This is a genomic window from Sphingomonas silueang (assembly GCF_040049155.1).
Taxonomy (GTDB): domain Bacteria; phylum Pseudomonadota; class Alphaproteobacteria; order Sphingomonadales; family Sphingomonadaceae; genus Sphingomonas; species Sphingomonas silueang.
Genome location: NZ_JBDZDK010000010.1, coordinates 131163 through 144120, shown reverse-complemented (window position 1 = coordinate 144120; position 12958 = coordinate 131163). Strand labels below are relative to the sequence as shown.

Below are 12958 nucleotides of genomic sequence, written 5' to 3'. Positions count from 1 at the left end.
GGTCGCCGAGGCCCGGGTCGCCACCGCCGCGCGCGATGCCGCCGCCGCCCGGCTCGATCGCGCCCGCCGCGATGCCGCGCGGCTCGAAGCCGAAGCCGCCGGGCAGGCCGCGCTCGAACCGCTCCACGCCGACCGTGCCGCCGCCGCCGTCGCGCGCGCCACGGCCCTCGCCGCCGCCGAGGACGCCCGCGCCGCCATCGCCCGCGCCGATGCCGAGGATCGCGCCGCCCGCGACGCGCGCGGCACCGCGCAGGCGACCCGCGCCGCCGCCCATGCCGAACGCGCCGCCGCCGACAGCGAGATCGCCGCGCTCGACCGCGCGCTGCGCCGCACCGGCCACGCCCGGCTGATCGATACCATCACCGTCGCGACCGGCTATGAGGCGGCGCTGGCGGCGGCGCTGGGCGACGATCTCGACGCGGGGGTCGATCCCGCCGACGACCGTCACTGGCTGCCGGGCGAACCGGTGCCGCCGGTGCCCGGCACGCTGGGGATGCACGTCACCGCGCCGCCGCTCGCGCGGCGGCTGGCGCAGGTGCTGCTGCTGGACCGCGACGACGGGCGGGCGCTGGCGGTGGGGCAGCGGCTGGTGACGCCCGAGGGGGTGATGCGCCGCTGGGACGGCTATGTCGCGCGCGGGTCGGGCGCGGCGGCGGCGGAGCGGCTGGCGCGCGCCAACCGGCTGCGGTCGCTGCGCGAGACCCGCGACGCGCTGACCGCCCGCGTCGCCGCCGCCGATGCCGCGCTGGCACAGGCAGATGCCGCGATCGCCGCCGCCCGCACCGCGCTCGCCGCCGCGCGGCGGACGCTCGACACCGCCGAGGGGCAGGCCCGCGAGGCCGCCCGCGCCGAGGACCGCGCCGCCGCCGCGATCGAACGGGCGCAGGCGCGTGCCGACGACCTCGCCGTCCGCCGCGAACGGGTGGCGCGCGACCTTGCCGATGCCGGGGCCGACCTGGCGCATGCCGACGCCGCCGTCGCCGCGCTGCCCGATCCCGCCGCTGCCGCCGCCCGTGTGCGCGACACCGCCGCCGCCGCCGATGCCGCCCGCCGCGCGCTCGCCACGCTGCGTGCCGAGGCGCTGGCGCACGAGACCTCGGCGCGGGCGAACCGGACCCGCCATGCCGCCGCCGTGGCCGAGATCGCGTCATGGCAGGCCCGCGCCCGCGACGCCGCCGCCCGCCTCGGCGAGATCGCCGCGCAGCGCGCCGCCGTCGCCGCCGATCGCGCGACGCTCGACGATCGCCCCGCCCGCCTCGCCGCCGATCTCGCGACCGCCGAGGCGGCACAGGCCCGGCTGCATGCCGCCGCCGCCGACCGCGCGGCGCACGAAACCGCCTGCGCCACCCGCCTGCGCGCCGCCGATGCCGCGCTGGCACAGGCGTCGGAAGCGCTCGCCGCCGCGCGCGAGGGCCGCGCCGGCACCTCGGCCCGCGCCGAGGCCAAGGAAGTGCGCCGCCGCGACACCGCCCGCCTGTCGGGCGAACGCTTCCAGTGCCCGCCGGTGCTGCTGCCGCGCATCGGCTTCGCCGCCGACGATGTGGGGGACGGTGATGCCGAAGCTGCCGCGCACGACGCGCTGCTGGCCGCGCGCGAGCGGATCGGCGCGGTCAACCTGATCGCCGAGTCCGAACTGGCCGAACTGGAAGCGGCGCAATCCGCGACACAGCGCGACCGTGCCGATCTGGCGGAGGCGGTGCAGCAGCTGCGCGGCTCGATCGCCACGCTCAACCGCGAGGGGCGGCAGCGGCTGCTGGCGGCGTTCGCGGCGGTCGATGCGCATTTCCGCCGCCTGTTCGGCGCGCTCTTTGAAGGGGGGCAGGCCGAACTGGCACTGATCGATTCGGACGATCCGCTCGAGGCGGGGCTGGAGATCCTCGCCCAGCCGCCGGGCAAAAGGCTGCTATCGCTGACCCTGTTGTCGGGCGGGGAACAGGCGCTGACCGCGGTCGCGCTGATCTTCGCGCTGTTCCTGACCAACCCCGCGCCGATCTGCGTGCTGGACGAGGTCGATGCGCCGCTCGACGACGCCAACATCGACCGGTTCTGCGACCTGCTCGACCGGATGGCGGCGGATACCGCCACCCGCTACCTGATCGTCACCCACAATGCCGCGACGATGAGCCGGATGCACCGCCTGTTCGGCGTGACGATGGTCGAGCGCGGGGTCAGCCGGCTGGTGTCGGTCGATCTCGGCGGCGCGACGACATTGGTGGCGGGGTAGCACAAGGCTGGTTCACGCGAAGGCGCGGAGACGCGGAGACGGGTCGCTTGCCGCGACAGCGGCTCTCCATCTCCGGCGGCACCGAGCGAAAGGCTTCGCCGGATCGGTCACAACCGCCCCCGCGCAACCCCTCTGCGTTCTCTGCGTCTCTGCGCGAAAACCCCTTCTTCTCCGCGTCTCCGCGCCTTCGCGTGAACCAGTCCTTCTACGCGAGTACACTCCCCGCCACCCATGTCAGCCGACACGCGAGGTCCGCTTCCCCGGAAGCCACGATCCAGTCGCTTCCGTCCGCGACGATCCCGGTCGTGAACACCACCGGCTGCGGCAGATACGCCTGGTGCGCGATCGGCGCGATCAGCGCAGGCGCGGCCTCCAGCACCGGGCGAGTCTCGTCGCGGTCCAGCACCGTGGTCGCATCGGCGGACAGCAGCGCGCGATAGGTGCGATATACCCCCACCGCCCCCTGTTTCTCGACGCCGTGGTACAGCAGCATCCACCCGTCGCGCGTCCGCACCGGCGGGGTGCCGCCGCCCAGCTTGTACGCCGCCGCGCCCTTCAGCGGCCTCAGCGCCGGTTCGGCCAGCGGCTTCCAGTGCAGCATGTCGGGCGAGGTGGCGAGGTTGATGCTCGGCCCGCTGCCCTCGGGCGAATCGGGCGCGGGCACGAACCATGCGTCGGACAGTGGCCGGGTGAGCGCGGCGAACCGCCCGTCGACCCGCCCCTCGAACGGCACCATGTCCTTGTTGCCGTGGTCGAGCACGATGCCCTGCGACCGCCAGTCGAAGCCGTCGTCGCTGCGGTACATCACGGTGCACAGCCGCCCCACCGACACGCCGCATACCGTCATCCAGTAGGTGCCGTCGATCACCGCGATGCGCGGGTCCTCGACGCCGTACTGCGCGTGGGCCGCATCGGGCTCGATCGCCCGGTCGTAATGCACGCGCACGATCCGCCGCCCGTCCGCCGACAACTCCACGGGCAGCAGCCACGACAGCGAGGTGAGCCCGAGGAACGGATAGGCCCCGCCGGTCAGCGCGAAGAAGCGCGGATCGCGCGTGTCCGCCGCACCCGCATCGAACGAATCGAGGGTGTAGCGCCCGCCCGCCCAGCGGATCGAGCGCACCTTGCCGTCCCGAATCGGCTCGGCCAGCGCCTCCGCCACCCGCACCAGCAGCAGCAGGTTGCCGCCCGGCAGCCGCGTCAGCGCCGGGTTGAACGCGCCCAGCACATAGGTCGGCTCGGCGATGTCGCGCCGCAGCGGCGAGCGCGTCAGATCGACATCGTCGGGCGCGAAGACGATCCGGTCGTCGCTCATGCCTGTCCGTCCTGCATCGAACGGTGATGGCGGATCACCTCGTCGATGATGAAGCGCAGGAACTTCTCGGAGAATTCGGGATCGAGATCGGCATCGCGGGCAAGTCGGCGAAGCCGCGCGATCTGTGCCTCTTCACGCCCCGGATCGGCAGGCGGCAACCCCTGTTCGGCCTTGTAGCGTCCCACCGCCTGCGTCACCTTGAACCGTTCGGCGAGCATGCAGACGAGCGCGGCATCGATATTGTCGATGCTCTGGCGAAACCGGTCGAGCGTGGGGTCGGACATGGGCGGCTTCCCTGGAGAGGAACGGAGTCCGTCCTGCCCTACGCCGCCCTGAAAGGCCCGCGCAACCCCGCCTTTCCCTTGCGTTCGCGCGCGCGAACCGCCACATCGCTGGAACATGACGGCTACTCTCCACCGCCTCGACAAGCGGACCGACCCCTCGCTCGATCCGATGATGGCGCTGGTCGCGGACGACATGGCGCGCGTGAACACCGTCATCCTCGACCGGATGCAGTCGAAGATCCCGCTGATCCCCGAACTCGCCGGCCATCTGATCGCGGGCGGGGGCAAGCGGATGCGGCCGATGCTGACGCTCGCCTGCGCGCGGCTGATCGGCTATGGCGGCACGCGCCACCACCTGCTCGCCGCCGCGGTCGAATTCATCCACACCGCGACCCTGCTCCATGACGATGTGGTCGACGGGTCCGACCTGCGCCGGGGCAAGCGCACCGCCAACATCATCTGGGGCAATCCGGCCAGCGTCCTCGTCGGGGATTACCTCTTCTCGAAATCCTTCGAGCTGATGGTCGAGGCGGAAAGCCTGAAGGCGCTGCGCGTCCTGTCGGGCGCCTCCGCCGTGATCGCCGAAGGCGAGGTGAACCAGCTGACCGCGATCCGCCGGATCGACACGCCCGAGGAACGCTATCTCGACATCATCGGCGCCAAGACCGCCGCGCTGTTCTCCGCCGCCTGCCGCATCGCCGCGATCGTCGCCGACCGGTCGGATGCCGACGAAGCCGCCCTCGACGCCTATGGCCGCAACCTCGGCATCGCGTTCCAGCTGGTCGACGACGCGATCGATTACGTCTCCGACGCCGATACCATGGGCAAGGACGCGGGCGACGATTTCCGCGAAGGCAAGATGACGCTGCCGGTCATCCTCGCCTATGCCCGCGGCAACGACGAAGCGCGCGGCTTCTGGCGCGACGCGGTCTCGGGCAAGCGCGCGTCCGACGCCGATTTCGCCCATGCGATCACGCTGGTGCAGGCATCGCGCGCGGTCGACGACACGCTGGCCCGCGCCCGCCACTATGGCCAGCGCGCGATCGATTCGCTCGGCCGCTTCCCCAACGGCGAGGCGAAGGACGCGATGGTCGAGGCGGTCGAGTTCGCGATCCGCCGGGCCTACTGACCGGGCCGTAGCCCGCAGCCGCCGCAGCCGCCGTTCACTGTCGCCGTGCGCTACGCCTGATCGACATTCAGCGCGTTGGACGCGAAGGCCCCCGTCGACCCCACCCTCGTCACTCCCGCGCAGGCGGGAGTCCCTATGCGCCGACGTACCGGATTCATCGCGAACCGCCGCGGCTATGGATTCCCGCCTGCGCGGGAATGACGAACCTTCATCGTAGCGACTGACTGCCCCCCGGTCGCGCCGGCGCACCGCGCTCCGCCACCATCCGCTGCCCATCGATCACGATCGGCCCGGCCAGCCCCGGCAGTCCGTCGGGCGATATCCGCATGCCGCGTGCGACGACGTGGCGGTCGGCGAACACCTCGTCCAGCGCGTGGATCGGCCCCGCCGGGATGCCCGCCGCCTCCAGCGCCTCGTACAGCGCCGCCTTGCGCCATGTCGCCACCGCCGCCTGTACCGCGGCGACCAGCGCCGAGCGGTGCGTCACCCGCCCCGGGTTGGTCGCGAAACGCGCGTCCTCGTGCAGCGCGAGGCCCAGCACGTCGCACAGCCGCGCGAACTGTGCGTCGTTGCCCACCGCGATCACCAGCGCGCCGTCCGCCGTCTCGAACGCCTGATAGGGGGCGAGATTGGCATGGCCGTTGCCCATTCGCCCCGGCACCCGCCCGCTCGCCAGATAGTTGAGCGCCTGGTTGCCGAGCACCGCCACCTGCGTATCGAGCAGCGCCATGTCGATATGCGCGCCCTCCCCCGTCAGGTCGCGGCGACGCAGCGCGGCGAGGATCGCGACCGCGGCATAGACCCCGGTGAAGATATCGGCATAGGCGACCCCCGATTTCTGCGGCGCGCCGTCCGGCTCGCCGGTCAGCGACATCGCGCCGCCCATCGCCTGGATGATGAAGTCGTATCCGGCGCGATGGGCATAGGGGCCGTCCTGCCCGAAGCCGGTGATCGAACAGGTGACGAGGCCGGGCCGCACCGCCGACAGCGCCGCGTGATCGAGCCCGTATTTCGCGAGGCCGCCGACCTTGTAATTCTCGATCACGACATCGGCTTCGGCCACCAGCGCGCGCACCTCGCCCTGCCCTTCCGGCGTCGCGATATCGATCGCGACCGATCGCTTGCCGCGGTTGGCGGCGTGGAAATAGGCGGCATCGCGCGGGGCACCGTCGGGCGCGGTGACGAACGGCGGCCCCCAGTGGCGGGTGTCGTCGCCCGCGCCGGGCCGCTCGACCTTCACCACCTCCGCCCCCAGATCGGCGAGCAGCTGCCCGCACCACGGCCCGGCGAGGATGCGCGCCAGCTCGACGACGCGGATGCCCGCCAGCGGCTTCATCGCGCACGCAGCTCGTAGATCACATGCGGCACCATCCGCCCGCCGCGCAGCACGTCGACGGTACCGGGCCGCAGCACCGCGCCCAGCGCCGCCACCGCGGTGCGCGATCGGGCATTGTCCCGCCCGATATGGAAGGTGACGGTGGGCACGTACCGGGCGATGTGATCGATCATCAACCGCTTGGTCTCGCGATTATAGCCCCGCCGCCAGCGGTCGCGCGCGAAGAAGGTCCAGCCGATCTCGATCTCGTCCGCCGCGGCGTCGTACGGCCCGTAGCGGCTCGATCCGATGACGGCACCGTCGCGCGCATCGCGAATGGTCAGCATGCCGCCGCCCGCCATCCCCTCGTCGAAAAAGGCGCGGAACACGGCTTCCTGCCAGCGGTCGTGCGCCGGATGCTGGTCCCAGATCGCCGGGTCGGATGCGACCGCGAACAGCGCGTCATACTCCTGCGCGACGCTCGGCGCGATCGTGACCAGTGCGCCCCGCAATACCGGCTGGCGGTCCATCAGAAGGCGGCGATCCCGGTGATCGCCCGCCCCTGGATCAGCCCGTGGACGTCGTGCGTGCCCTCATAGGTATTGACCGTCTCGAGGTTGATCGCATGGCGCATCACATGGAATTCGGCGGCGATGCCGTTGCCGCCGTGCATGTCGCGCGCCGTGCGGGCGATCGCCAGCGCCTTGCCGCAATTGTTGCGCTTGATGATGCTGATCGCTTCGGGCGCCAGCGTCCCCTCGTCGAACATCCGCCCCGCGCGCAGCGCCGCCTGCAAGCCCAGCGCGATCTCGGTCTGCATGTCGGCCAGCTTCAGCTGCACCAGCTGCTTGGAGGCCAGCGGCACGCCGAACTGCTTGCGGTCGAGCGTGTACGCCCGCGCCGCATGCAGGCAGAATTCCGCCGCCCCCATCGTGCCCCATGCGATGCCGTAGCGCGCGCGGTTGAGGCAGCCGAACGGCCCCTTCAGCCCCTCGACATTGGGCAGCAGCGCATCCTCGCCGACCTCGACGCCGTCCATCACGATCTCGCCCGTTACCGACGCGCGCAGGGACAGCTTGCCTTCGATCCTGGGCGCGGAGAGGCCCGCCATCCCCTTTTCCAGCACGAAGCCGCGGATCTTGCCGCCATGCGCATCGGATTTGGCCCACACCACGAACACATCGGCGATCGGCGAATTGGTGATCCACATCTTGGACCCCGAAATGCGATAGCCGCCGTCGACCGCCTCGGCCCGCGTCCGCATCCCCGCCGGATCGGACCCGGCATCGGGTTCGGTCAGCCCGAAACAGCCGACCCATTCGCCGCTGGCGAGTTTGGGCAGGTACTTCCGCCTCTGCGCTTCCGATCCATAGGCGTTGATCGGGTGCATCACGAGGCTCGACTGCACGCTCATCGCGCTGCGATAGCCCGAATCGACCGCCTCCACCTCGCGCGCGACCAGGCCATAGGCGACATAGCCCAGCCCCGCTCCGCCATATTCCGGGTCGATCGTCGGCCCCAGCAGCCCCAGCGCGCCCATCTCGACCATGATCTCGCGCGCGAAATCCTCGTCGAGGAAGGCGCGGGTCACGCGCGGCAGCAGTTTCTCGCGGGCATAGCCGTGCGCGACGTCACGGACCATCCGCTCCTCGTCGGTCAGCTGTGCGTCGAGCAGGAACGGGTCCTGCCAGTCGAAACGGCCCATGTCGGCCATGATGTCGGTCCTCGAAGGTCAGAGCGTGGGGGCGAGCGGATCGGGCGTCGGCTGCGGCGCGGGGGCGACCGGCGCGGGCTGCGCCTGCACCGCTGCGGGCGGCGGGGGAAGCGGGGTGTCGAGCGCCGCCGTCTCCAGATCGATCAGCGCCTTGCGCGCGTCGATGTAGCGCCGCGCCGATGCGGTCCAGTCGGCGGCATTGGCGGCGCCGGGCATCCGCTCGATCTCGGCCAGCGCCATCTCCACCTGTCCGGTGTCGAGCCGCCGCCGCGCGCGGTCGAGCCGGTCGATCGGGCGGCTGGTCGGGGTCGTCCCCTGGCGGATGACGATCAGCTGGGCTGCCTCGCGGCGGATCGTCCGCCACCAGTTCTCGCCCGACGGCCCGGCGATCAGCTGGTTGCCCGCCGCGTCCAGCCCGCCGCGCAGGTCGTCCAGCGTCACCGGGGTGCGCGCCGCCGCGATCAGGGTGCGCACCGCATCGCCGCGCGTCGCGCCGAAGCGTTGCCGCAACTGGTTCTCGAGATAGTCGAGCGGCCGCCCGCGATCGAGCGCGCGGCGCGCGGCCACGATGACCATCATGTTTTCCGCGCGCGCGGCATAGGCGCCGGCGTTGCGCGCGCTGCCGTCGATCGCGGCGACCCGCGTCTCCAGCTCGCCGATCTGCGCCTCCAGCGTCGCCTCGCGCGCGGAGAGCACCGCCAGCGCGGGCAGCGCCGGGGCGGGCGCGGGCCGGGCGGTCGGCGTCGGCTGTGCGACCGGCTGGGCGGACAGCGCGGTGCGCCAGCCGAAGCGGGGAGCGGCATAATATAGCGCCGCCAGCGTCGCGCCGATCCCGATCAGAAAGGCGACGACCGCGACCGCCCATCCCCCCTTGCCCCGTCTGCTCCGGGGATAGCCGCTTGCCGTCGTGAAGGACGTGTCGTCGCTTATCATGCGCGCCTTATCCCCGCGCGCGCGGGCCGGGTCAATCGGCGAGGGTGCACCCCGCGGCGATGACCCCGGCATCGTCGGGCCGTGCCGCCACCGCCACCGCGCGCCAGCCGTCGCCGAGCGCCCCCGCCGCCGCTTCGGAGATGGCGGCGACCGCGACATCGGCCCGTTCCGTCACCAGCGCCGCCAGCCGGGCGGCGGCGCGCGGCGAATGGACCAGTGCGACGCTGGCGCGCAGGCAGGCGGCGTCGACCTTCGCGATCGTTTCCGCCGCATAGACCGCGACCGCATCGGCCACCACCGGATGCCCCGCCACCGCCCGGTCGCGCGCCGTCAGCAGCAAGGCACGTCGCACCCCGTGCGCCTGTGCCGCATCGAGCAGCGCCCGACCGTCGCTGCTGCCCGTCGCCGCCACGTTCAGCCCCGCCGCCCGCGCCGCCGCCGCCGTCGCCGCGCCCACCGCATGGACCGGGAGGTGCCGGAGCGCCGCCAGCCCCGCACCCGCATGGCGCACCCCATTGGCGCTGGTCAGGATCAGCGCGTCATGCGCGCCGCCCGGCACGTCCCACGCCAGCGGCACGACCCGGAACAGCGGCAGCGGAATCGCCGCCCGCCCCAGCGCCTCGATGGCGGCGACCGTTGCGGCATTGCCCGGTTCGGGCCGCAGCACGACGAGCGCCCGGCTCACCGGGCGAACAGCCGCGCGACCACCTCCGGCGCGTTGCCGAGCAACCGTTCGGCCAGCGTGCGCGGCAGGTCGATATCGTCGATCGCGCCGCTGGCCTCGCCCCGCACCTCGGCGCTGCCGTCCTGCGCCAGCAGTTGCGCGGTGAGCGTCAGCACGTCCCCGTCGATCCGCGCCAGCGCCGCGACCGGCGAATGGCAATCCGCCCCCAGCGCCGCAAGGAAGCCGCGCTCGGCGCGCACCGCCTGGTGCGTCGGCAGGTGATCGATCTTGCCCACGAACGCCAGCGCCGCCTCGTCCTCGGCACGCACCTCGATCCCCACCGCACCCTGCGACGGCGCGGGCAGCATCGTGTCGAGCGGCACGGCATGGCCGACGTCCGGCCGCCCCAGCCGCTCCAGCCCGGCGGCGGCGAGCAAGGTCGCATCCACCTCCCCCGCCTTGAGCTTGGCGAGGCGGGTGTCGACATTGCCGCGGAAGAGCACGATCCGCGCGTCGGGGCGGTGGTGCAGCACCTGCGCCGCGCGCCTCGGGCTGCTGGTACCGACCACCCCGTTGGGCGGCAGCTCGGCCAGCGTCGCGATGCCGACCAGCCGGTCGCGCACATCGGCGCGCGGCAGCATCGCGGCGATGCGGATCTCGGTCGGGCGGATCGTCTCGACGTCCTTCATCGAATGGACCGCCGCATCGATCTCGCCCGTGCACAGCGCGCGGTCGAGTTCCTTGGTCCACAGCGCCTTGCCGCCGATCTCGGCCAGCGCGCGGTCCTGCACCCGGTCGCCGGTGGTGCGGATCGGGACGATCGCGATGGTGTCGGGATCGACGCCATGCGCCGCCGCCAATGCCGCGCGTGTGGCATGCGCCTGTACCAGCGCCAGCGGCGATCCGCGCGTGCCCAGTCTGAATGTCATGGACCGTTCGCTACGCATCGGGAGCGGGTTGGGCAAGGAAGTTGGGTCCGTCGGGCGGGGGGAAGAAGAAGGTTGGTTCACGCGAAGGCGCGGAGACGCGGAGAAATAGAAGAGATGGATTGCGCGCAGAGGCGCAGAGGACGCAGAGACAATGCGGTTTGGACGACCCTCTGCCGCGTCAGCGGCTTTATTGCCTGGCCGCAAGCACCGATCGGTCTTCCGGTCGAGAACCGTTCCCCCCAGTCGTACCCTCTCCGCGCCTCTGCGTCTCTGCGCGAAAATCCTTTCTCCTCCCGTCTTCGTGCCTTCGCGTGAACCAGCCTCCTTCCATCTCCGCGCCTCCACGTGAACGAACCTTCTTCTTCCGACCGGCCCCGCCCCGCGCTAAAGGCCGCATGATGGCCCACCCCCTCATCCTCGGCATCGAATCCAGCTGCGACGAGACCGCCGTCGCGCTAGTCCGCGGCGATCGCACCATCCTGTCGCACCGCCTCGCCGGACAGGAAGCGGCGCACGCCCCCTATGGCGGGGTCGTGCCGGAGATCGCCGCGCGCGCCCATGTCGAGATCCTGCCCAGCCTGATCGAAGGCGCACTCGCCGACGCGGACGTCGCGCTGGGGCAGGTCGATGCGATCGCCGCCACCGCCGGGCCGGGCCTGATCGGCGGGGTCATGGTCGGTCTCGTCACCGCCAAGGCGCTGGCGCTGTCGGCGGGCAAGCCGCTGGTCGCGGTCAACCATCTGGAGGGGCATGCGCTGTCCCCCCGGCTGACCGATCCCGACCTCGCCTTTCCCTATCTCCTGCTGCTCGTCTCGGGCGGGCATTGCCAGTTGCTGCGCGTCGACGGGGTCGGTGCGTACCGCCGCCTCGGCACGACGATCGACGATGCGGCGGGCGAGGCGTTCGACAAGACCGCCAAGGTGCTCGGCCTCGGCTATCCCGGCGGCCCCCGCGTCGAGGCGGCGGCGGCGGGCGGCGATGCGAAGGCGGTGCCGCTCCCCCGCCCGCTCCTCGGCACGCCCGACCCGCACTTTTCCTTCGCGGGATTGAAGAGCGCGGTGCTGCGCGCGCATGATTCGGAAAACTACCGGATCGAGGACATCGCCGCATCGTTCCAGCAGGCGGTGGTCGATTGCCTGCTCGATCGCACCGCGCGCGCGCTGGCGCTGGCCGGGCCGGTGACGGCGCTGGTCGTCGCGGGCGGGGTCGCCGCCAACCGCGCGGTGCGCACCGGCCTCGAAGGGCTGGCCCGCGCGCACGACCTGCGCTTCGTCGCGCCGCCCTTGTGGCTGTGTACCGACAATGGCGCGATGATCGCCTGGGCCGGGGCGGAGCGGTTCATGGCCGGGCATAGCGATCCGCTCGACGTGGCGGCGCGCCCGCGCTGGCCGCTCGATCCGGGGGCGGAAAAGGTACGCGGCGCGGGGGTGAAGGCATGAGGATCGCGGTCATCGGCGGCGGCGCATGGGGCACCGCGCTGGCACAGGTCGCGGCGCGCGGCGGGCCGGTCACGCAATGGATGCGCGATCCCGCGCTGGCAGCGGCGATCAACGCCACGCGCGAGAACCGCCCCTACCTCCCCGGCATCCCCCTGTCGGATGCGATCACCGCCACCGCCGATCGCGCCGATCTGGCAGCGGCGGACGCGCTGCTGGTCGTCTGCCCGGCGCAGCATGTGCGCAACATATTACGCAGCATCGACGTCGGCAGCCGCACGCTGGTGCTGTGCGCCAAGGGGATCGAGGCGGGCACCCGCCTGCTGGTCGGCGAGGTCGCACGCGAAACCTGCCCGGCGGCACCGATCGCGGTGCTGTCCGGCCCGACCTTCGCGCATGAGGTCGCGGCGGGCAAGCCGACCGCCGTCACCCTCGCCTGCGCCGATGCGACCCTGCGCGAGGCGCTTGCCGCGCGAATCGGCGCGCCGGGCTTCCGCCCCTATGCCAGCGACGACGTGATCGGCGCGGAGATCGGTGGCGCGGTCAAGAACGTGCTCGCCATCGCCTGCGGCGTGGTGGAGGGTGCGGGGCTCGGCCAGAACGCCCGCGCGGCGGTGATCGCGCGCGGCTTTGCCGAGATGACCCGCTTCGGCATGGCGCGCGGCGCGCGGGCGGAGACGCTGGCCGGGCTGTCGGGCCTCGGCGACCTCGTGCTGACCTGTTCCTCCACCGCCTCGCGCAACTATTCGCTGGGCGTCGGGCTGGGGGAGGGCCGCGCCGCCGCCGACCTGCTGTCGGACCGGCGCACCGTCGCCGAAGGCGCGTTCACCGCCCCGGTGCTGGCCCAGGCCGCCGCCGATGCCGGGGTCGAAATGCCGGTCAGCCAGGCGGTCGATGCGCTGCTGGCGGGCGCGCCGGTCGACCGCGTGGTCGAGGCGCTGCTCAGCCGCCCGCGCCGCGCCGAGGGTCGCTGAAGAATCGTTTGCAAGCCTTTGTCATGAAACGATTCGTAAAC

Annotated in this window: 12 protein-coding genes; 4 read left to right on the top strand and 8 right to left on the bottom strand. The window is 72.5% G+C overall.

Annotated features, from left to right (window positions below; genetic code table 11):
* Positions 1 to 2224: coiled-coil domain-containing protein (locus tag ABLE43_RS11795; protein ID WP_348978703.1), on the top strand; the 2224-nt coding region annotated here is incomplete at its 5' end.
* Between the two features lie 205 nt (positions 2225 to 2429).
* Here ABLE43_RS11795 and ABLE43_RS11790 read toward each other — a convergent pair.
* Positions 2430 to 3539, bottom strand: a complete 1110-nt coding sequence (locus ABLE43_RS11790; protein WP_348978702.1) for a glycoside hydrolase family 130 protein — start codon at positions 3537 to 3539, stop codon at positions 2430 to 2432.
* Positions 3536 to 3823, bottom strand: coding sequence for a chorismate mutase (locus tag ABLE43_RS11785; protein ID WP_348978701.1), 288 nt, complete (start codon positions 3821 to 3823; stop codon positions 3536 to 3538). The genes ABLE43_RS11790 and ABLE43_RS11785 overlap by 4 nt, the downstream gene beginning before the upstream one ends.
* Positions 3824 to 3938: 115 nt before the next feature.
* Here ABLE43_RS11785 and ABLE43_RS11780 point away from each other — a divergent pair, with 115 nt between their 5' ends.
* On the top strand, positions 3939 to 4952 hold the full coding sequence (locus ABLE43_RS11780) for a polyprenyl synthetase family protein (RefSeq protein ID WP_348978700.1): 1014 nt from the start codon (positions 3939 to 3941) through the stop codon (positions 4950 to 4952).
* A gap of 208 nt (positions 4953 to 5160) precedes the next feature.
* Here ABLE43_RS11780 and ABLE43_RS11775 read toward each other — a convergent pair whose 3' ends face one another.
* Genes ABLE43_RS11775 through hemC form a run of 6 tightly spaced genes read right to left on the bottom strand, consistent with a single transcriptional unit; the run spans position 5161 to position 10507 of the window.
* Positions 5161 to 6288 carry a CaiB/BaiF CoA transferase family protein gene (locus ABLE43_RS11775; protein WP_348978699.1) on the bottom strand — a complete coding sequence of 376 codons (1128 nt, stop codon included), beginning with the start codon at positions 6286 to 6288 and terminating at the stop codon, positions 5161 to 5163.
* Positions 6285 to 6797 carry a GNAT family N-acetyltransferase gene (locus tag ABLE43_RS11770; protein ID WP_348978698.1) on the bottom strand — a complete coding sequence of 171 codons (513 nt, stop codon included), beginning with the start codon at positions 6795 to 6797 and terminating at the stop codon, positions 6285 to 6287. Before ABLE43_RS11770 ends, ABLE43_RS11775 begins: the two co-directional genes overlap by 4 nt.
* On the bottom strand, positions 6797 to 7981 hold the full coding sequence (locus tag ABLE43_RS11765) for an acyl-CoA dehydrogenase (protein WP_348978697.1): 1185 nt from the start codon (positions 7979 to 7981) through the stop codon (positions 6797 to 6799). The genes ABLE43_RS11770 and ABLE43_RS11765 overlap by 1 nt, the downstream gene beginning before the upstream one ends.
* An 18-nt stretch (positions 7982 to 7999) precedes the next feature.
* A complete protein-coding gene (locus ABLE43_RS11760) occupies positions 8000 to 8914 on the bottom strand; it encodes a hypothetical protein (RefSeq protein WP_348978696.1) in 915 nt (304 codons plus the stop codon).
* A 31-nt stretch (positions 8915 to 8945) separates the two neighbouring features.
* Positions 8946 to 9599: a uroporphyrinogen-III synthase gene (locus ABLE43_RS11755; RefSeq protein ID WP_348978695.1), complete on the bottom strand. Its 654-nt coding sequence runs from the start codon at positions 9597 to 9599 to the stop codon at positions 8946 to 8948.
* The gene (gene hemC, locus ABLE43_RS11750; RefSeq protein ID WP_348978694.1) at positions 9596 to 10507 is read right to left on the bottom strand and encodes a hydroxymethylbilane synthase; all 912 of its coding nucleotides are present in this window, start codon (positions 10505 to 10507) and stop codon (positions 9596 to 9598) included. Before hemC ends, ABLE43_RS11755 begins: the two co-directional genes overlap by 4 nt.
* A 398-nt stretch (positions 10508 to 10905) precedes the next feature.
* Between hemC and tsaD the strand changes: the two genes are divergently transcribed.
* Both tsaD and ABLE43_RS11740 read left to right on the top strand, forming a co-directional pair.
* Positions 10906 to 11946, top strand: a complete 1041-nt coding sequence (gene tsaD / locus ABLE43_RS11745; RefSeq protein WP_348978693.1) for a tRNA (adenosine(37)-N6)-threonylcarbamoyltransferase complex transferase subunit TsaD — start codon at positions 10906 to 10908, stop codon at positions 11944 to 11946.
* Positions 11943 to 12917, top strand: a complete 975-nt coding sequence (locus ABLE43_RS11740) for an NAD(P)H-dependent glycerol-3-phosphate dehydrogenase (protein ID WP_348978692.1) — start codon at positions 11943 to 11945, stop codon at positions 12915 to 12917. The genes tsaD and ABLE43_RS11740 overlap by 4 nt, the downstream gene beginning before the upstream one ends.
* Positions 12918 to 12958: the final 41 nt, after the last annotated feature.

What these genes read in the sequence shown, in the direction of transcription:
- ABLE43_RS11780 (WP_348978700.1), top strand. Translation starts at nt 3,939, where the DNA reads ATGACGGCTACTCTCCACCGCCTCGACAAGCGGACCGACCCCTCGCTC.
- ABLE43_RS11760 (WP_348978696.1), bottom strand. Translation starts at nt 8,914, where the DNA reads ATGATAAGCGACGACACGTCCTTCACGACGGCAAGCGGCTATCCCCGG.
- ABLE43_RS11765 (WP_348978697.1), bottom strand. Translation starts at nt 7,981, where the DNA reads ATGGCCGACATGGGCCGTTTCGACTGGCAGGACCCGTTCCTGCTCGAC.
- tsaD (WP_348978693.1), top strand. Translation starts at nt 10,906, where the DNA reads ATGGCCCACCCCCTCATCCTCGGCATCGAATCCAGCTGCGACGAGACC.
- ABLE43_RS11770 (WP_348978698.1), bottom strand. Translation starts at nt 6,797, where the DNA reads ATGGACCGCCAGCCGGTATTGCGGGGCGCACTGGTCACGATCGCGCCG.
- ABLE43_RS11790 (WP_348978702.1), bottom strand. Translation starts at nt 3,539, where the DNA reads ATGAGCGACGACCGGATCGTCTTCGCGCCCGACGATGTCGATCTGACG.
- ABLE43_RS11775 (WP_348978699.1), bottom strand. Translation starts at nt 6,288, where the DNA reads ATGAAGCCGCTGGCGGGCATCCGCGTCGTCGAGCTGGCGCGCATCCTC.
- ABLE43_RS11785 (WP_348978701.1), bottom strand. Translation starts at nt 3,823, where the DNA reads ATGTCCGACCCCACGCTCGACCGGTTTCGCCAGAGCATCGACAATATC.
- hemC (WP_348978694.1), bottom strand. Translation starts at nt 10,507, where the DNA reads ATGACATTCAGACTGGGCACGCGCGGATCGCCGCTGGCGCTGGTACAG.
- ABLE43_RS11740 (WP_348978692.1), top strand. Translation starts at nt 11,943, where the DNA reads ATGAGGATCGCGGTCATCGGCGGCGGCGCATGGGGCACCGCGCTGGCA.